16 protein-coding genes and 4 pseudogenes are annotated in these 19564 nt (G+C 42.9%); 10 read left to right on the top strand and 10 right to left on the bottom strand.

What is annotated here, in order from left to right; genetic code table 11:
• Positions 1–2 precede the first annotated feature (2 nt).
• The 4 genes and pseudogenes from V6N89_RS04825 to queF form a co-directional block, all read right to left on the bottom strand.
• Positions 3–377, bottom strand: a complete 375-nt coding sequence (locus tag V6N89_RS04825) for a DUF3192 domain-containing protein (protein ID WP_338516573.1) — start codon at positions 375–377, stop codon at positions 3–5.
• 208 nt (positions 378–585) lie between these two features.
• Positions 586–1954: pseudogene (gene ppnN / locus V6N89_RS04830) on the bottom strand (nucleotide 5'-monophosphate nucleosidase PpnN).
• 11 nt (positions 1955–1965) lie between these two features.
• The gene (locus tag V6N89_RS04835; protein ID WP_338516574.1) at positions 1966–3513 is read right to left on the bottom strand and encodes a GGDEF domain-containing protein; all 1548 of its coding nucleotides are present in this window, start codon (positions 3511–3513) and stop codon (positions 1966–1968) included.
• Positions 3514–3581: 68 nt separating this feature from the next.
• Positions 3582–4442 (bottom strand): NADPH-dependent 7-cyano-7-deazaguanine reductase QueF, encoded by an 861-nt coding sequence (gene queF, locus V6N89_RS04840; protein WP_338516575.1) that lies wholly within the window; start codon positions 4440–4442, stop codon positions 3582–3584.
• 126 nt (positions 4443–4568) lie between these two features.
• Between queF and syd the strand changes: the two are divergent.
• Positions 4569–5125, top strand: a pseudogene (gene syd, locus V6N89_RS04845) (SecY-interacting protein).
• 12 nt (positions 5126–5137) lie between these two features.
• On the opposite strand, the gene V6N89_RS04850 reads toward syd, so the two are convergent.
• Positions 5138–5434, bottom strand: a complete 297-nt coding sequence (locus tag V6N89_RS04850; RefSeq protein WP_338516577.1) for a hypothetical protein — start codon at positions 5432–5434, stop codon at positions 5138–5140.
• A 293-nt stretch (positions 5435–5727) separates the two neighbouring features.
• On the opposite strand from V6N89_RS04850, the gene V6N89_RS04855 reads away from it, so the two are divergent.
• Positions 5728–6093, top strand: coding sequence for a DUF3192 domain-containing protein (locus V6N89_RS04855; protein WP_338516578.1), 366 nt, complete (start codon positions 5728–5730; stop codon positions 6091–6093).
• A 237-nt stretch (positions 6094–6330) separates the two neighbouring features.
• Positions 6331–6978 (top strand): GNAT family N-acetyltransferase, encoded by a 648-nt coding sequence (locus V6N89_RS04860; RefSeq protein ID WP_338516579.1) that lies wholly within the window; start codon positions 6331–6333, stop codon positions 6976–6978.
• A gap of 935 nt (positions 6979–7913) precedes the next feature.
• Here V6N89_RS04860 and V6N89_RS04865 read toward each other — a convergent pair.
• Positions 7914–8216: a DUF3301 domain-containing protein gene (locus tag V6N89_RS04865; RefSeq protein WP_338516580.1), complete on the bottom strand. Its 303-nt coding sequence runs from the start codon at positions 8214–8216 to the stop codon at positions 7914–7916.
• 1 nt (position 8217) lies between these two features.
• On the bottom strand, positions 8218–9195 hold the full coding sequence (locus V6N89_RS04870) for a DUF3549 family protein (protein ID WP_346993489.1): 978 nt from the start codon (positions 9193–9195) through the stop codon (positions 8218–8220).
• Between the two features lie 311 nt (positions 9196–9506).
• Between V6N89_RS04870 and V6N89_RS04875 the strand changes: the two genes are divergently transcribed.
• From V6N89_RS04875 to V6N89_RS04885, 3 genes are all read left to right on the top strand, one after another.
• Positions 9507–9848, top strand: a complete 342-nt coding sequence (locus tag V6N89_RS04875; protein WP_338516582.1) for a YqcC family protein — start codon at positions 9507–9509, stop codon at positions 9846–9848.
• On the top strand, positions 9845–10600 hold the full coding sequence (locus V6N89_RS04880; protein WP_338516583.1) for a pseudouridine synthase: 756 nt from the start codon (positions 9845–9847) through the stop codon (positions 10598–10600). The genes V6N89_RS04875 and V6N89_RS04880 overlap by 4 nt, the downstream gene beginning before the upstream one ends.
• A gap of 94 nt (positions 10601–10694) precedes the next feature.
• Positions 10695–11144 (top strand): flavodoxin domain-containing protein, encoded by a 450-nt coding sequence (locus V6N89_RS04885; protein ID WP_338516584.1) that lies wholly within the window; start codon positions 10695–10697, stop codon positions 11142–11144.
• Positions 11145–11267: 123 nt separating this feature from the next.
• Here V6N89_RS04885 and dapD read toward each other — a convergent pair whose 3' ends face one another.
• From dapD to map, 3 genes and pseudogenes are all read right to left on the bottom strand, one after another.
• Positions 11268–12092 carry a 2,3,4,5-tetrahydropyridine-2,6-dicarboxylate N-succinyltransferase gene (gene dapD, locus V6N89_RS04890; RefSeq protein WP_338516585.1) on the bottom strand — a complete coding sequence of 275 codons (825 nt, stop codon included), beginning with the start codon at positions 12090–12092 and terminating at the stop codon, positions 11268–11270.
• Positions 12089–14740: pseudogene (gene glnD, locus V6N89_RS04895) on the bottom strand ([protein-PII] uridylyltransferase). The gene dapD and the pseudogene glnD overlap by 4 nt, the downstream one beginning before the upstream one ends.
• A gap of 316 nt (positions 14741–15056) precedes the next feature.
• Entirely contained in the window at positions 15057–15851 is a 795-nt protein-coding gene (gene map, locus V6N89_RS04900; RefSeq protein ID WP_338516586.1) for a type I methionyl aminopeptidase, read from the bottom strand.
• A 408-nt stretch (positions 15852–16259) separates the two neighbouring features.
• Here map and rpsB point away from each other — a divergent pair, with 408 nt between their 5' ends.
• The 4 genes and pseudogenes from rpsB to frr all read left to right on the top strand — a co-directional run bounded on the left by rpsB (position 16260) and on the right by frr (position 19539).
• A complete protein-coding gene (gene rpsB, locus V6N89_RS04905) occupies positions 16260–16991 on the top strand; it encodes a 30S ribosomal protein S2 (protein WP_159623661.1) in 732 nt (243 codons plus the stop codon).
• Positions 16992–17113: 122 nt separating this feature from the next.
• A complete protein-coding gene (gene tsf / locus V6N89_RS04910) occupies positions 17114–17986 on the top strand; it encodes a translation elongation factor Ts (protein ID WP_338516588.1) in 873 nt (290 codons plus the stop codon).
• A gap of 232 nt (positions 17987–18218) precedes the next feature.
• Positions 18219–18958 (top strand): annotated as a pseudogene (gene pyrH, locus V6N89_RS04915) (UMP kinase).
• Between the two features lie 23 nt (positions 18959–18981).
• Positions 18982–19539: a ribosome recycling factor gene (frr, locus tag V6N89_RS04920; RefSeq protein WP_338516589.1), complete on the top strand. Its 558-nt coding sequence runs from the start codon at positions 18982–18984 to the stop codon at positions 19537–19539.
• Positions 19540–19564 lie beyond the last annotated feature (25 nt).

Below are 19564 nucleotides of genomic sequence, written 5' to 3' on the forward strand. Positions count from 1 at the left end.
CGTCAGCTATTCTGATAGCTAGAATATGCACCGTCTCCCCAAGCGATGAGCTTATCATTTTCGAACAATAGCGGCGTGCATTCATCTTGCGTGGTCAAACCATCAGCACGCACATGTTGGGTTCTAAAGAACATCACTTGTATTACCGTTACGCCCTGTTGTTTTGCTTCCGTTATATCAGGCGTGCCCAATAGCGCAAGCACTTCTTCACGCGTGCTTCCCAACTTGAGCTTGGTAATTTGAACTCGGTTGTATTCTTCGCGGTCTTTCCAGTCCATATTTTCAGGCTTATCGGGATAAAACGCGATAACCATAAAGACGAACACCGCGTACATTGCGATGCCTGCTAAAATTAAACGAATAACTTTGCTATTCATAACCGTTACTTCTCGTGTTCTTTACGCTATGTTTGCGGATTGCTATGCACGCAGTTGGCATGCATGACTAACCGTCGAGCATAGAAAAATTCAAACCGCAGCGGTTTGAATTTTTCTTATAATCTTTGATATTAAGCTCTGCTTTTTATTAAGTGTACCCTAAAACCTACACTAAACATAAGTACAAACGTAACCAAATGCGTCGTGATTATGCAACGTTATCTTTAACCACGTAGCATGGGGTATAAGCACTTCCCGGAAGCTTCATTCGATGTTGAGCAACGAATGACTCCAGCAATGTATCCACTTTTTTCATTAGCGTAGCGTCACCCGTTATCTCAAAAGGGCCTCGCTCTTTTATTTGCTTTATACCTTCTGCTTTTACATTACCCGCAACTATGCCCGAAAACACTTTACGTAAATTAGCGGCTAGGTCACTTTTACTTTGATTGTGGTGAAGCTCAAGTGAGGCCATGCTTTCATGTGTTGGTATGAATGGCTGCTGAAAATCAGAGTCAATTTTTAGCGACCAGTTGAAACTGTATGCATCGCCCATGGCTCCTCTGAATTTTCTTACTTTATCTAAACCTGCATTGAGCGTACGAGCCACCTCTTTAGGGTCATCGACAATGATTTGGTACTTTTGCTGTGCTTCAATGCCTAGAGTATCGCCCACAAAAGCATCGATGGCTTCAAAGTAGCCTTCGCTGCTAAGCTGGCCCCGTCAGAACCACTGGGAAAGGTTGCTGGGCATTGCGTTCATTCATCAAAATGCCTAGTAAGTATAACAGCTCTTCAGCGGTGCCCACGCCGCCTGGAAAAACGATAATACCGTGCCCAAGCCTCACAAATGCCTCTAATCGTTTTTCGATATCAGGCATTATGATAAGCTCATTAACTATCGCATTTGGAGGCTCAGCGGCGATAATACTGGGCTCTGAAATACCGATATATCGTCCCAGTTTATGGCGCTGTTTGGCGTGACCAATCGTCGCACCTTTCATTGGACCTTTCATCGCGCCAGGACCACAATAGGTGCAGATATTCATATTGCGAAGCCCTAATTGATAGCCAACTTCTTTAGTGTATTTATATTCTACTTGATTAATCGAATGCCCACCCCAGCAGACAATAGTGTTTACGCAATCATTACCCTCTAATGCTTGAGCATGACGAAGCATGTCAAACACCATGTCGGTGACGTCCGAGCTTTCTGCAGGACTGTCTTGATGAAGGAAAGCGTACTTATTGCCCATGTAAAGAAGGTCGCGAAGCACGGCAAAGAGGTGTTCATGCACGCCTTTAAGTAACTGGTCATCAACAAAAGCCACTTCTGGTGGATTAACCAGCTCAATTTTTACCCCTCGTTCTCTGCGAACCAGACGAATATCGTAATTTTCGTACGGGGAAAAAAGTGTTTCGTAGTTGTCTTCATCCACGCCGCTGTTGAGTACGGCCAAACTACAGTTTCTGAACATCCTAAAAAGTTCGCTGTTCGTGGTGTCCTGTAGTTTCGCAACTTCTACTTGAGAAAGTTGGCTCATTGAGCCAACGGGGTTGAGCTGCACTTTTTTCATACTTCTGCGTCCTATTGCGAAGTACTTAAATCCGTAATAACGCGGTTTCGTCCATCTCGTTTTGCTTGGTAGAGATACTCATCAGCGCGCTCGAAGACGGTTTCAGTACTATCATTGGAATTAAAACACGTTGCTCCAAAAGAGGCGGTTATCTTGACTTTTTCTTGCTTGAACTTGAAAGGCATTGAAGCCAGCTTATTGCGAATTTCGTTGAGCTTTTCCTCAACAACTTCAATAGTGGTATTGGGAAACAACATAACAAATTCTTCACCGCCCCAGCGGGCGATAAACTCTGGTTTGGTCATATGTTGTTTTAGGAAACGACTTACTACCTGAAGTGTTTTATCTCCGGCGGCGTGTCCAAATCTATCATTGACCGATTTGAAGTGGTCGATATCGACAACCGCAACTGCAAGTGGTTCTCCGGAGTCTTTAAATTGAACAAAGGCTTCTTCTAATTTTTCATTATAAGCTTGCCGATTAGGAAGACGGGTTAGCGAGTCAGTTTTACTTTGCATCACTTGCTCGGCAAGCTTTTTCTTATAGACGCTGGTTTGTTGTTGCAACGTATTGATTTTTGCCTGCATTGACGATAGTAGCGCTTTGAGTGCTTCCTGCCCTTGCTCATCATTGGTTTGCTGTTCACTTAACGTGTTTACCAGATTTTGCACACAAAACTGAGCTTGCTCCTTCAATGACTCCAATGAATCACTGACCGAAACAGCCTCTTCAATACTGTCTATATGAGATTTTAATAATTCGTTGCCTTCTTTGCGCTGTTCGAATTGATTTTGGCTTCCTTTAATACTTTCACTAACTTCGTCATTTAGTTGCCCAAGAGAATTGTGCAAGCTTTGAATAACTTTGCCCGTAAAACTAGCCTCTGACATTGCGTCTTGAACAATCATTCGCAAAATTACAACGCAGCTTTTTAAGAGTTGATCCTCGTCCATTCCTTGTTCGAGTCGCTGTTTGATCTCCATGAGTTGTTTATCGTTTGGTTTCTTTTGTGCGTATGATGCAATAAGCTGGTTAAGCTCAACCAAAATAGAACGATAGTGGGGGTTTTCTTCTTGAGGAGCCGATGTCTGCTGACTCGTTGAAGTTGTTTGTTCGACAGCAGTGGGCTGTAACCCGACCATTTTTTTGTTCAGTGCAATACGATGCAAAGCAATGGCTTTTGTAAAGAGTTTATAAATGCCAAATATGTCATTATGTGGCTGATTTATTTTGATCAGCTCTTTGGTTGTAAGTGTCTTTAACTCATCGTCTTCAAATACAATTTTCTGTAACTGTTTCATTGCATCTTCTAGGGATGCCAGTGTATCAGTACTGTATTTTCGTAGCGTAATTTCCTGGTGCTGAAGCGACTTATTGAGTTTCTCAATACTCACAGCGGCCAAACTGAAGTTAGGCGTACCTGAAAGATGCCCTCGCAACGTTCTTAGCTCATCGTCAAGCTTGTCAGAAAATCCCTCGTAAAACGCCGATAGTCTGACAATAAATTGGCAAAGAAGCGCGTTATTTTGTTTTAAAGCCTGTAATTTTTTTGCTTCCATTTTTTCGTCTTATCTTGTTCGCTTGGCCACAAACGAGTAACTGGTATCGCACCTTGATGCAATGTTAGTTACTGGCGCGCTTGACGGTAATTCCCATATGGTGCTTCAAAATTTGAGCGAAATGGATTGATATCCAAACCACCCCTGCGCGTATATCGCGCGCAAACCGTTAGTTTTTCAGGTTTGCAATGTTGCATGATGTCACAATAAATGCGTTCAACGCATTGCTCGTGAAATTCATTATGCTGCCTAAAGCTAATTAAGTACTTCAGTAACCCTTCATGATCGATCTGTTTACCTTCGTACTTAATCTGAATACTAGCCCAATCTGGTTGACTTGTGATTAAACAATTAGACTTAAGCAGGTGAGACATAAGCGTTTCACTAACAGAAGTGGTGGTTGCGTCTACCGCTAGCGTGCGAGTATCTGGTGAGTAGGAGGTAATTTCTACATCTAGGCCGTCAAGCAGAGTTCCTGAAAACTCCTTGAATTGAAGAGATTCGAACGCACTTGGTAATAGCAGATTTACTTCGACAGGTTCACCAGCGCACGATGATAAGTCGCGCGAAAGTACCTGTGCAACCTCATCAGGTGAAGCAAACTTTGTTTGGTTAAAACTGTTTAAATACAGCTTGAATGATTTTGATTCAATGAGGTTTGGTGACGTGATGGGCACATTACACTCAAGGATTGCTACGTGAGGTTTACCTTTTGAATTAAGCCACGACAGTTCATACCCTGTCCATGTATCAATTCCCGAAAAGGGCAAACTCGCAGCGTCTAAGGCGAGCGTGTCTCGGCTAAGGCTTCTTGGTACACCTTGCAACAATGCTGGATTATAGTTGTATTCGTATTCAACCTGTTTGCCCAAAGAGAGATCGTCAGGTGCCTGAATTGAAATTTTTTCGAATGTGTTATCCGCCGACATAAAAACCTTTTAAAACATCATTGTGACTCACTTGGGGCTAAAACCTACTCCAAAAGTCAATATGCACTAATACCGCTGTTAATATAGGAGTATAGTGTACCCCAAAAAAGTTAAGGTAACTTCATAATGACACTAACTATTTCAGAACAATTAGACAAATTTGTATCATCTTATGTCGCAAACGGTGAAGCCGACAAACTAGTGGTGCCCTTCGAGGCCGCGTGGCCATCTGTGTGTTACAGTGCAGATAAAATTGTCGACCAACTGCAAGAGGGGGAATTGATTCAGTGGAGACCTGTGCGTCAAAACACTAATTTATCTTTTTCAAATGTCGAAGAAGCATTGTCACTTTCGTTAGATTCACAATATTGTGAATACTTTACGCGTTATTTTAGCAACAACATGCAGGCAAAAGCAGCACAAGGGGCATGTGAGCTATTGCAGGTTTGGAATGAAGAAGATTTTGAAAGGCTTCAACAGAATCTTATTGGTCACTTGTTGATGAAACAGCGTTTAAAACAATCGCCATCGCTTTTTTTGGTTTAACCGATGAAGACGACTTTATCCTTACGGTAATCAACGACACAGGTGAAGTAGCATTGGAGCAGGTAGGTAAGCCTGCTCAAGAAATTTTAGCGCCGACGTTGGCACACTTTATCGCGCAATTATCACCGACACCATAGTGGCGGAATATCTTACGATTTAGTTTCCGATACTATTGTTTTGAGCGTTTTTTTAAGTTCAGAAACTTCTTTTTCAAGCGCTTCGACGCGTTGCACAAGTGTGTTTCGCGTCATTTCATCATCTTTGTCATTCGTGCTAGAAGTTGGCGTGATTTTCTTACTGGCATTAAACCGTTTAATTGCTTCTATCGCTTCCGTTACTGAGACCTTAAAAGGCGCTTTTGAACGCAGCATTCCCACTGAAGGTGTTCTGCCCTCGTCGTACATTTTTTGGCATATCACAACAAGCTGCTGCAAATTATCGTTCATAAATGAAAACCCTTCCTACATTGAATGCTGCAAGTGTAACGCAAAGACAGAGTCACCGTAATGCTTAAGTCAAATTAACTAAAAAGTTGCTAAATAAACCAAATAATAAAACTTTTGGATGCGGCGGTTTTTGTAAAGTATAATAAAATCAGTTAGTTATGTTTTGGCGCTAATCTTGAAGTAGTTTTGGCACTGAAAGCAAATGGAGAGCTCGACCAGCACGCATATTCAGTTGTTGTTCATTCGAGTCACCTAGAATTAAAAAAGTTATTTGTACTAAACAAGGAAAACACATGAAAACGCTTCTTATCTCAGCAGCTTTAGCTTCATCGGTACTTCTTTCTGGCTGTGTTGTATCTGTTGGTGGTGGTTCTGATAGCCATTACAGTGCAGACTGGGAAGATAGAGAGTTCAATAATCGCAAGCATATTTCCAACCTTGAAACGGGTACTGCTTATGAAAGCGTGCTGCGTAAAATGGGCGTTGCTGATTTTAACGAATTATTTGAAAAGCAAGACGGTACGTACCGTGTGCTTTATTACCGCACTCAAAAAACAATGGGTGATGGAATAACAACCAAAGATGAATGCACGCCTTTAGTGTTCAAAAACGGTAATTTAGTCGGCTGGGGTGATAGTGCGTACAGCCTAATGAATTAGTTGTTAATAAAAGGTTAACAGTTGAGGGGTTTTCAAGTAGGCTAAAGTTTGTACAGATGTGTGCGAAAGTAGATTAGTTAATACATTTGATATGCATATTACGTATTTTTTAATTTCACGCTTATCACACTGTTAGTGCGTAGAGACGATAAGAGCAAATCAATTTGCAGCTATTGTGAAGATGTTCACAGTCATTGTCTTTAATCACTTCATTCTAAAGCCAACGAGGAAACCCTTATGACGACAAACGCATCAAATAGTGCACTTAGCCCTATCAACGACTCCGTAAAAGCGGTCTTCCTCTGCGTCGATGATCTTAAAGTAGCAGCCTCTATTCTTTACAATGCTTATGTAGATGATCCTCTATTTACTGATATTTTTCAGGCCGAAAAGGAAGGCTATGAAAGTCGTCTGCGTTCGGCTATCCGAGAAGAGCTCAATGCGTTTTGGGTTGCTGAGCAGCCTATGATTGGGTTATTTGATGACGGACGTCTTATTGCATTGGCATGCCTAACTTCTCCTGATGCTGCATTTGGTGCAGGCCGCTACTGGCACTGGCGTCTACGAATGCTTTTAACAGCAGGGTTGTTTGGTACAAAACAGATGCTTCAAAAAGAAGAAAAAGTGCGTTCACTCGTTCCAGCAGATAACTTCCATATGCTAAGTTTTATAGCCGTTCACCCTGATTATCAGGAACATGGTTTAGGCCATATCTTATTAGGCGCAATAGACAGCGTAGTAGATGAAGATGCTAAGAGTGAGGGCGTAGCGGTGTTTGTCACTGTACCAAAGCATCGCTCATTTTTTAGTGATGATAACTACTCTGTTGTTGGGCAATTGAGCCTTTCCCACGTCAATGGCGAAGTTATGTTTAGGAAAAAATGAGTGTTCTACGTATTTGTCACACTTTTAGAAAATAGCAATCTAATCCGCAGGCGACGGCATTGATCTTTGCCGTCGCCTGCGGATTAGATTAAATGCTTGCTGTAAAATTGTACATTTTCGCCATGTTTAAACGACCATCCTGACTCTGCTGTTTACGTCTTTTCGTCATCGTCGCATTTATTTGTAAGACATTTCCTACAAAACATGTGAGTGATCTTACTTATTTTCTGAAGTTTGAAATTATACTAAAGTATAAAGTATTTGATTTTTAAGGTTTTTCTTCTTGTTAGTCTAAAGTCGTACAAAATAGTTTATTAAAACCATGTAATTCCATATGGCGGTAATAATTGGAAGGGATACTATGAACATGTCACAGGGAATCACGACGAGTCAGGAAGATTTGATAGGGAAGACTAGGACAACTTAAGGATGAGATTCTCACAGGACGGTGAGTAAAAGGAAAGGGATAGCAGATAGGGAACTGCATTACAGGACGTAGGAATTTTCAAGGACGCCAGGGATAGCTTCAGCAATAGGATGTTGCATAAGGAAATGGCATGAAGCCTAGTTCAGGAAGAATTTGCACGGACGAGCAAACCAAGGATGAAACAAAGGACACGCCAAAGGACGGTACGATCGCAGCAGGATGTGCGATTAAAAAAGGATGAATGGAAGGGAGCGTCAGCGGAGTCTGACATAGGACAGGTCTAGGACGGGCAACACTGTATTACGGATGTACAGTAGTAATGGAAAAATGGAAAGGGACCTACGCATGGATGTGTAGCTCGCACAGGATGGCGCGAGATTAGAAGGAAAGGGGCGTATAAGGATTTTGATCGGGAAGATTTAAGTCGCAAAGGATCGCAGAGAGGGAAACTCAAAATTCCATGAAAAAGGGGAGCCTATCGGTTCCCTTTTTTTGTCTGAATTCAATATCAAACACGATGTGGCGGTACATCAGTTCTAACAATACGTACGCCGATAAGCTCAACTTGTCCTGAATATCTGTCCTCTCCATTGCTGGAAAACTCAAAATTGAATACGCTATGCCAATCAGGCTTTCCATATTTGAATGAAAAACGAGTTTTTGCTCGTGATACGCTGAGCAATTGAAGTTGATGTGTATTGCAATACTGAGTTAGGTATTGGTATGTGCTCTCTGATATAGCGCGAATTCGCCAGAATTGATATCCCGTAAATCCAATCGTTAACCATATTACCAGTTCTAACAGTGTCATTTTACTTTCTCGCTTGAGCAAAAAGTCGGTCAAAGGCTTGTGCAAGCGTTTTTGAACGGTCTGGCGAGCGCATTAGTGTTAATACTTGACGTCGCAGTTTTGGTATTTGAACCAAGTCTGAGAAAAAGCCTGAAAATAAGGCTCCATTGTGACCTTCCAGCTCATCGACACGCGCTGATTGTTCAAGAAAAACACGAAGTAAGCTCTCATCCATTTGCTCAAAATGCCGTGCGGCAATCACGCTCAATATATCGATACGCTGCGACGCGCTCTCGGTGAGTAGCGACTTCAAGCATGCGTTTATTCTATCGTTAAAATGTGGAGCCGATAGCGCGCGAAGAGCGCTCAACGACACCTCTTCTTCCCGTTGGAGATTGTCTATACAAAACAATTCGAATGTCTCAGGTAATGCGACATTTTCGCACATTTCCATGTAAGTATTGGCAAACACATTGGCATAGAGCGTGTAATTGTCGAGGAACGCTTTTATTACGCTCGCACTTTTTTCATGGTTATTCAGTGTTTGAGCAAAATCCGCAACGCTTTGCATTGAAATTTGTTGCCAGTCGACAAGTTGAGGCGCCTTGAGATATGCCTCTACTTTTTGTGCTTCCTCATTAATCGGCACATCAAGCGTGTATTTTACCATCGCATTAAACTGCGCCAGTAACGACTGTCCTGGCACAAATGAATAAGGGTTATCGGGTAAAGTCTGCGCTTTTTCGGCATCGTCCGCTATCGACTGTCCCAACGCATCAACAATAATATCTAGAAAGTGGTTCCTCGCTGCGGCTACCACGAGACCTTGTTCATCGAGGGGAAGTTTAATAAACCAAATATAGTGCTGCGTGGATGCTTGTATATTCCAAAATACAATACCAAACCAGGCGTGTTGTTGACGAGGGTAGGGCGCGTAAGCACTACCATTTTCAATATCCAAAAAGGATTGAGCGTCAAGTTGCGTTAATCTACGACCCATGTCGAAAACTTTATATTCTGTGCCTGCGTGTAATAAAAACTCGCTGATAGAATTTATGCTGTTCGCACTCATCAAATATTCCGAAGTTACTGCAATAATACAAAGTTTATCACATGAACGCTTTTTTCTGACACGCCACGCTTACTTTGTTTCCTATGATATACTCCCAGCGAACAGTATGTTCACTCATGGGGCTTTGTGTTGCTTACTCTTAATTTTTTCTATGCGCGCGTACAGTGCTTGTTTGATACAAGCATAATAAATTAGTAAAGCGCATTTGCCCTTAACCTAATTATAAAATGAGGTTGCTGTTGAAAAACAACTACGACGCACTCAATGAAGCCCTTGATTTACTCCTTGGTGCCATACGCGACGATAATATCTGGCCACAAAATAAGCCAAACGCAGAAGCGTTAAAAAGTACAACACCTTTCGCTGTTGATTGTATGCCTTTTGAGAGTTGGCTAGTGTATATTTTTGTCCCTAAGATGCGTGCGATTGCTAGCGCTGAAATTCCCATTCCAGCGATGAGTATTGCGCCTGCGGCTGAAATGTATTTGCCTTCAACAGCCACAGCGGTGCTTGCTCAGATTCGTGAGTTGGACCGCTTAGTTTTGAGCCTTAATGAGACTACCCCGAGAGAAGTACATTGAACGATGTGACTCAGCCTGATGCGCTCAAACTGCGCGTGCTCTATCAAGATGAATATATTGTAGCAATAGACAAGCCTCCGGGTTTACTTGTACATCGAAGCCCTATAGATAAGCATGAAACGGTATTTGCTGTGCAGACGTTGCGAGATCAGATTGGTCGTCACGTATATCCAGCACATCGATTAGACAGGCCAACTTCTGGGGTTTTGGTATTTAGCTTTACGTCGGATATAGCTGCAAAACTCGGAAAGCAGATGATGGACAAGCAAGTGGTTAAAACATATCACGCGCTAGTCAGAGGTTTTGTTAATCATACCGGACTTGTTGATTACGCACTGAAGTATCGTTATGACAAGATCGCAGATAAACACAAGAGACCACAACAACCTCCTCAGCAAGCGACAACGGTGTACGAGTCTATCGAAAAGTTTGAAGTACCAGAGCCAGTGGGCAAGTATCAAAGTGCGCGATACTCATTAGTAAAGCTTTCTCCCAGTACAGGGCGCAAACATCAGCTAAGACGCCATATGGCACATATTAGGCATCCAATAATCGGAGATACAACGCACGGAGATGGTAAACAAAATAAATTTGCCAAATCACACTTTAATTTCGCGAATTTGGCCCTAAGTTGTACGCAAATGGGGTTTGTTCACCCGGTTACATTAAAGTGGATAAGCATAGGTTCTGCAATGCATTTAGCAATGCAACAATTTGTGGAAGCATTACAACCTTATTCCACGACGAGTTAAGACATGCCAACATAAAGAGTATGTCGTTGCGGTAGAGCGGTTATCCAACCTACTGCGAATGCAATAGTTTGAAATTGAATTTACAGAGGTATAAATGGCATCACTTACAATAATTGCTGGCACGGTTTACGGCAATGCACAGCATGTTGCAGAACAGGTTGAGGAAAGCCTCGCAGGTCAAGGTGTAGATTGCGTGTTAGAAAGCGACCCTTCGGTTAGTGATTTTACAGATGCAGATGCGCTACTTATTATCACGTCAACGACAGGACAGGGGGATGTGCCGCCTAACTTAGAATTCGTGTTTTCAGACTTAAAGGATGATGCACCGCAACTGACCGGAAAACCGTTTGCTGTCGCTGCTCTAGGTGATAGTAGTTATGGCGAGAGCTTTTGCGGAGCGGGAAAACAGTTTCAATCACTTTTATCGGAACTTCAAGCAAGTGCCGTGGCAGATATGCTAGAGGTAGATGCTATTGAGACGCTTGAGCCTGAAAAAGACGTTGTTGACTGGGTAAATAGTATTAAAGATAAGCTTATCGCCTAAGCCGCGTACTACAAGCGGGTGGAAAGCTATCGACTATTAGCCTTGCTTACCTTTTAGGTAAATTGGTTCTATAAAAAAGGCGCCTTAAGGCGCCTTTTTTATATGCAGTTTGTCGCTACAACCTTATTCAACACCACGCAATAGTGCGTTTATGCCTACCTTAGCACGAGTCTTAGCATCAACCTTTTTAACGATAATTGCTGCGTAAAGGCTGTATTTGCCGTCAGCACTAGGCAGATTCCCGGCTACGACAACTGAACCAGCAGGTACACGACCGTAGTGAATCTCACCCGTTTCACGATCGTAAATACGCGTACTTTGGCCTATATAAACCCCCATAGAAATCACAGAGCCTTCTTCGACAATGACCCCTTCAACAATTTCTGAGCGAGCACCAATAAAGCAATTGTCTTCAATGATAGTCGGGTTAGCTTGCAGAGGTTCAAGGACGCCGCCAATACCTACACCGCCAGATAAATGAACGTTTTTACCAATTTGAGCACACGAGCCAACTGTTGCCCACGTATCAACCATTGTGCCTTCATCTACGAATGCACCAATATTCACATAAGATGGCATGACCACGGCATTTTTACCGATAAAGGTACCTGTGCGCACAGCAGCAGGTGGAACGATGCGCGCTCCTTCTGCGGCAAATTGCTCTGCAGTATAGTTGGTATACTTTAGTGGCACCTTGTCGTAAAACTTGCTTTCAGCGCCTTCAATGACATCGTTGTTGTGTAGGCGAAAGAACAGCAATACAGCTTTCTTCAACCATTGGTGAACAACCCATTCGCCAGCAATTTTTTCTGCCACACGCGCTTTACCTGTATTAAGCAGGTCAATAGCGTCCGCAACGGCTTTTTTTACCTCTTCAGGCGCAGTTGTTGGGCTGATAGTGTCGCGGTTGTCGAAGGCGTCTTCAATAATGGCTTTCAATTCATTCATGGTATTGTGATATCTTCAAGTTGATCGAGTTTAAACAGAATTCGCTTTTTAAGGCTAACCTGCTGTTCTTGGGTTAAAGCTTTGCCAGCCTCGTTGCTGACAATAAAAATGTCTTCCGCACGCTCGCCGATAGTGGCAATTTTTGCAAGTTTTAACGTAGTGTTTGTATCGACGAAAGCGTGTCCAATTTTAGCTAAAATGCCGGGAGCGTCTAGCGCTTCCAACTCAACAAGTGTCGCTTCGTCGTTAATAGTAAAGAATCGAACCTTAGTTGGCACGTCTAATTGCTTCATTTGACGTGGTAGCTTGCGCTTATTCTCATGAGAACGCCCAGGCTTTGCCAATTGTGCAGAAATAGCATTTTCAATAGAGGCTATACGAGAGTCTGATGAAAGTCTTGTCCCGTCGTTCTCCAAAATAAGCATGCTATCAAATACGTAGCCATCTCTGGTAACAGTAACGTGTGCATCGTGAATTGAGCAATTGCGACTATCTAGCACCGATGCCACCTGAGCAAATAGCGCCTTTCTGTCTTTACCATAAATAAGCAGCTCAGTACCACCTTTTGCACTATTGTCATTGGCCTTAACTAATAAACCTTCATGCTCTGGCGTAAGCCAATCATCTTGAGCTTTCAGAATTTCGTCGGTATGCCATGCAATTTGAGTTGGCTTAAAGCGCACAAAATAATCATCATCTAAACGTGCCCAGAGTGCATCAATAGACACAGGTTCTATTGCTCGCTCTTGCAGAATTTGGCGTGCTTGGTGTTTGTGAGTGGTCACCCTCTCATTGAGCGTTATTTGGCACTGCAAACCGTTGTCGAGTGCTTTCTGCGTCATAAGGTATAACTCGCGCAACAGTGAAGCTTTCCAGTCATTCCACAGATTATCGTTAGTTGCGCGTATATCTGCAAGCGTCAGGGTGTAGAGCAGGTTCAGGTGATTATGGCTTCTTACAGCACCAGCAAATTCACTTATCACATCAGGATCGTAAATATCTCTTCTCTGTGCGACTACGCTCATCAGTAGATGGTTTTCGACTAGCCATGCAATCATGTCGGCGTCATCTTGGGGAACATCGTGTTGAGCACAAAATTTCGCGACGTCCTTAGCACCAAGTGTGGAGTGATCACCATTTCGACCTTTAGCGATGTCGTGAAAGATTGATGCAATGTAGAGTACTTCTGGTTTGTCTAAGTTGCGGCATATACGTCCGCAACGAGGAAAATCTTTGTTGTCTTTGGAGAAGAAGTAGTTCACGTGCTTAACAAGGCGATGTGTGTGTTCGTCCACGGTGTATGCATGAAACAAGTCAAACTGCATCATACCGACAATCGTGTCCCACTCAGGCAGGTAAGCTTGTAAAATACCGTACTGATGCATGATGTCCCAGCCAAAATTAAAAAATGCAGGCTGACGCATTAGCATCATAAATTTTTCACGACATGCTGGTCGATTTACGAAGTACTCTGTCTCAAACGTTCTATGTGCATTTCTGAGCTGACGAATACAAATGGTACTTAGGCCTTGAACTTCTGGGGTGTTTGTCACTAAGTTCAGAAAATCGAGAATGGCTTCAGGAGACGAAAATACTTGCTCGTGACGAGGCGATATCATGTTATCAAGTAATTCGAAATCTTCATTGATAATCGACGTTCGCTGTACGTTTTGGTTTAGCATGTCGTACTTAAAGCGTTGCAACAACATCTGGTTGAGTTCTGATACGCGTGCAACGGTGCGAAAAAGTCTCGCATCATTTTCTCAACCGATGATTTTCCCTCTTCACCGTAGCCCATCATTTGAGCCACATCTGGTTGATAGTCAAACAGCAGGCGGTTTTCACTTCTTCCAGCCACTAGATGAAGGGCACAACGCATTTTCCATAGGTGCATTCGACAGGCGATAAGTTCGCTATGTTCTTGTTCAGTAAAGTATCCATGCCCTACTAGGTTCCATCCGTCATACTCTTTGAAGTGTTTTTTAGCGACCCAACCAATAGACTGTATGTCTCTTAAACAGCCGGGGTTCTCTTTGATGTTAGGTTCAAGGTTGTATGCAGTTCCGTTAAATTTGGCGTGACGTTTGAGCTGTTCTTCATATTTTGCCGAGAAAAACGACTTGCTGCTCCAAGAGTTACGACCATTTACATCTTCCCACAGTTTTTCAAACGTGGTTTCACTACCGCAAAGCAGACGGCTTTCTACCAAATTTGTTGCAATCGTAATGTCGTCTTTGGCTAACTTAACGGTTTCTTTAATAGTGCGAACTGACTGACCAACGTCTAGCTTGATGTCCCACAATAGCGTGATGAATTGTCCAATTTTTTCCTGTACGTCGGACTTCAGCGTCTTTTTGCTAACAATGAGCAAATCGATATCGGAGTGCGGCTGAAGGTGCCCACGACCATACCCTCCAACAGCACAAAGCGCTAAATCGCTTACCGAGTCCAAACCGTAAAGTTGCCATAAATGGCATAGCAGAGCGTCGACAAACTGAGCGCGACCGAGTAACCAGTTGATTTACTGGCGTGTTATCGAAGGATGCCGTTATCCATGCATAGCTTCCTTCCACACAGGATTTTATCGCTGGGATATCGTCAACTGAACTTATGGTGTCGATGTTTTTAATCAGTGATTGCAGGCTCAAAATGCACCCTTACATTGGACTTCTTTTTAGACGCTACGAACAATAACATGAATCTATTTAATTTCGCAGTAGTCAAACGGTGCATAACTTAAGTTGAAATGTGAATATTTATGGGATTATGTTGCAAATATGTTTCTGTTTGATTTGCTGATCTCTTAATGGATTTCTCACCCCTTGTTTTTCGGGGGTAGCGGTTAGTGAATACAGAAAAACAGTCGCAAAATAGTGATAAGTTATGGAAAATGGACATAAAAAAAGCAGTCGGGTGTTTACCCAACTGCTTTACAAAAACTACAAACTTTTGCTTTTTGCGTTACTAGCTATGAGAAATTACGCGAGGCAAGGTTTCATCTTCGCGAAGGGTGAGCACTTCTACGCCGTCTTCAGTTACCAGTAACGTGTGCTCCCACTGGGCACTCAAGCTTCTATCTTTGGTTACTACTGTCCACTGATCAGGTAATACTTTTGAATATCGTTTGCCAGCATTTACCATTGGTTCAATAGTAAAGCACATACCAGGTTCAAGTACCTCTCCAGTACCCGGCTTGCCGTAGTGCACTATCTGAGGCTCTTCGTGAAAACTCGCGCCAATACCGTGACCACAATATTCGCGAACGATTGAATAGTTATGCGCTTCCGCATGGGTTTGACAAATGTGGCCAATGTCACCTAAGCGCATACCAGGTTTAACTTGTTCAATAGCCTTATAAAGGCATTCTTGAGTAATGCGAATTAATCGCTCAGCAAGAATAGATGGCTTACCGACAATAAACATTTTTGATGTATCGCCGTGGTATCCATCCTTAATTACAGTGACGTCAATATTAATAATATCGCCATCTTTAAGCTTTTTATCAGACGGAATACCGTGACATATGCAATGGTTAACTGACGTACAAATAGACTTAGGAAAAGGAGGGTGCCCGTAATTCAGCGGGGCAGGGATAGCCTTCTGTTCATTGACGATGTAATCGTGACAGAGGGTATTAAGTTCGTCTGTCGTTATTCCCTTCTTCACATGAGGGGTAATCATTTCTAACACTTCGGCAGCCAGTTTCCCGGCGACGCGCATTTTTTCGATTTCTTCAGGGGTTTTGATAATTGCTGACACAGCGCCTCTCAAATCGTTAAATCTAAAATCAATACATAATAGGTATTTACGAAGTATAACATCAAACAGCTCGCACTTAGTATGTTGCTGTAAGTAAAAGTTTTTTTGGTTTTTTGGTAAGTGCGCAAGCGAATGTGCCATGTCTAAAATTCGTTAATGGCATAGTTGTACTATATATGCGTTTTGAACTTGAAAACTTGAGACTGATGGTGACTTGTGATATAAAGCGCGCGCCCTGACGGAAAGCTCAATTTGCCTTGTGCAAAACGCACCGTTTTAGAGGGTAAATTTATTTTATTAAAACACACATATACCGTCACTTCGTATCGGGGTGTTCAGCACTGTTTAAATGCACTACTGAATCGATACAAGGGGTATATGGAGGCCTAACCCCAAGAGGAAAATAAAATGGCTAATGTTTCTATGCGTGACATGCTGAAAGCCGGTGTGCATTTCGGTCACCAAACTCGTTACTGGAACCCAAAGATGAAGCCTTTCATCTTCGGCGCACGTAACAAAGTTCACATCATCAACCTTGAAAAAACGGTTCCACTTTTCAACAACGCACTTAACTACCTTTCAGGTGTTGCGTCTAAGAAAGGTAAAATCCTTTTCGTTGGTACTAAGCGCGCAGCTGGTGAAGCGGTTAAAGAAGCTGCTCTAAAGTGTGACCAGTACTACGTAAACAAGCGTTGGTTAGGTGGTATGTTGACTAACTGGAAAACAGTACGTCAGTCAATCAAGCGTCTTAAAGATCTTGAGCAGCAAAGCCAAGACGGTACGTTTGAAAAGCTAACTAAGAAAGAAGCACTTATGCTTCAGCGCGAAATGGACAAGCTTGAAAACAGCCTTGGCGGTATCAAGGACATGGGCGGTCTTCCAGACGCAATCTTCGTTATCGACGCAGATCACGAGCACATCGCTATTACTGAAGCGCGTAACCTAGGTATTCCTGTTGTTGGTGTTGTTGATACTAACTCTAACCCAGACGGTGTTGATTACATCATCCCTGGTAACGACGATGCTATCCGTGCTATCCAACTTTACTTGGATGCAGCTGCAAACGCTATCAACTCAGGTCGCGAAAGCAACCTTGAAGTACAAGCTGAGCAAGACGACTTCGTAGAAGCAGCAGAGTAATTCTGATTGCTAACTGTCATATCACGATAATATGACAGCGCTACAATACGAAACGTATTGAGAGGGGCGGTATCGCCCCTTTTACCTAACGAATTTAAAATTTAATGCTGAGGAATTGAAAAATGGCAGTGACTGCAGCACTAGTTAAAGAACTGCGCGAGCGTACTGGCGCAGGTATGCTGGATTGTAAAAAAGCCCTGGTTGAAACGGATGGTGACATTGAACTAGCCATTGAAAACATGCGTAAATCAGGTCAAGCAAAGGCAGCTAAAAAAGCTGGCCGTATCGCAGCTGAAGGTGTAATCCTTACTAAAGTTGAAGCGGGTCGTGCGACTATGCTTGAGCTTAACTGCGAAACTGATTTCGTTGCGCGTGACGAAGGCTTCCTTAAGTTCGGTAACGAGCTTCTAGAAGTAGCGGCAGCAAACAACATCAACGACATTGAAGCACTAAACGACGCTGAAATGAACGGCGCTAAAGTTAGCGAAGTTCGTGATGCACTAGTTGCTAAAATCGGTGAAAATATCTCTCCACGTCGTGTTATCAACGTTGAAGGCGATACGCTAGGCGCATACATCCACGGTGGCCGCATTGGTGTTATCTCTATCCTTACTGGTGGCGATGAAGAATTAGCGAAAGACGTTGCTATGCACGTTGCAGCAGCAAGCCCACAGTTCGTTAAGCCTGAAAATGTTCCAGCAGAAGTTGTTGAGAAAGAGAAAGAAATCCAAATCGAAATCGCTGTTCAGTCTGGCAAGCCAGCTGACATCGCTGAGAAAATGGTTGCAGGCCGCATGAAGAAGTTCACTGGTGAAGTGAGCTTGACTGGTCAACCTTTCGTTAAAGATCCTTCAATCTCGGTTGCTGAGCTTCTTAAGAACAACAGCGCCGACGTAATCAACTTCGTACGTTTCGAAGTTGGTGAAGGCATCGAGAAGAAGACTGAAGACTTCGCTGCTGAAGTAGCTGCTCAAATGGAAGCTGCTAAGAAATAATTGAGCGTTTATCTTTTGCATAACGCAATAGTTAGATAAACTACAAAGCACCTCTTCGGAGGTGCTTTTTTATAGCTGTATATCATTATTGTTGCCATTGATTTATATCGATATGAAGCTAGGCTAGTGCAATGATGATAAACAGGCTTTTAAAACAGCTTGTCCTATGTTTTCTAGTGCTAAAATTTGAGAATATATAGGACAAACTGGGTTTACGAGGACATACCAAATTATGAGTATCACACCAAAATCAGCATACCGTCGCATTCTGTTAAAACTAAGCGGTGAAGCCCTTATGGGTGAAGAAGGCTTTGGCATAGACCCTAAAGTACTTGATAGAATGGCTCAAGAGATCAAAGAGCTGGTTGAGTTAGGCGTTCAAGTTGGTCTTGTTATAGGTGGTGGTAACTTATTCCGTGGTGAAGGTTTGGCGAAAGCTGGTATGAACCGTGTTGTTGGTGACCACATGGGTATGCTTGCAACTGTGATGAACGGTTTGGCCATGCGTGATGCGCTACACAGAGCGTTTGTTAACGCACGAATGATGTCTGCCATTCCACTTAACGGTGTATGTGATGCTTACAACTGGGCTGAAGCGATTAGCCTTTTAAAGTCGGGCCGTGTTGTTATCTTCTCTGCTTAAGCACGGGTAACCCATTTTTTACCACAGATTCTGCAGCATGTTTGCGCGGAATTGAAATTGAAGCTGACGCTGTTCTTAAAGCAACAAAAGTTGACGGCGTTTACAGTGATGACCCAGTTAAAAACCCAGAAGCTACACTGTATGATGAGTTGTCATACCAAGAAGTGTTGGAAAAAGAATTAAAAGTAATGGATTTGTCAGCGTTCACTTTGGCGCGTGATCACAGCCTACCTATCCGCGTGTTCAATATGAACAAGCCAGGCTGCCTAAAACGCGTAGTCATGGGCGAGAAAGAAGGCACTGTAATCCGCCACGCTGACAACGATTAATTAAGAACAATAGGATACAAATCGTGATTGATGAAATTGAATTAGATGCGCAAGAGCGCATGGAAAAAAGCCTAGTAGCACTTAAAGGGCAATTCAGTAAAATTCGCACAGGCCGTGCACACCCAAGCCTTCTTGACGGCATTATGGTGCCGTACTACGGTGTAGATACTCCGCTTAAGCAAGTTGCTAACGTGGTTGCTGAAGATAGCCGAACACTTGCACTGACGGTGTTTGATAAGAGCGCTATTCAAGCGGTTGAAAAGGCTATTATGCAATCTGACTTGGGCCTTAACCCAATGAGTGCGGGTGGTTCAATTCGCATTCCTCTTCCTCCGCTTACGGAAGAACGTCGTAAAGATCTGATCCGCGTTGTTCGCAACGAAGCAGAGGGCGGTCGTGTTGCTATTCGTAACATTCGACGTGATGCCAACGGTGATGTTAAAGATTTGCTGAAAGAAAAAGAAATCAGCGAAGATGAAAGCCGTGCAGCGGAAGAGAATATTCAGTCAATTACTAACGACTTCATTAAAAAAGTTGACAGCATGCTTGCTGACAAAGAAAAAGAACTAATGGAAGTATAAGTAAGTATTATGATTGGAAAGCGGT

This window comes from Alteromonas gracilis (genome assembly GCF_036870955.2).
Classification (GTDB): domain Bacteria; phylum Pseudomonadota; class Gammaproteobacteria; order Enterobacterales; family Alteromonadaceae; genus Alteromonas; species Alteromonas gracilis_A.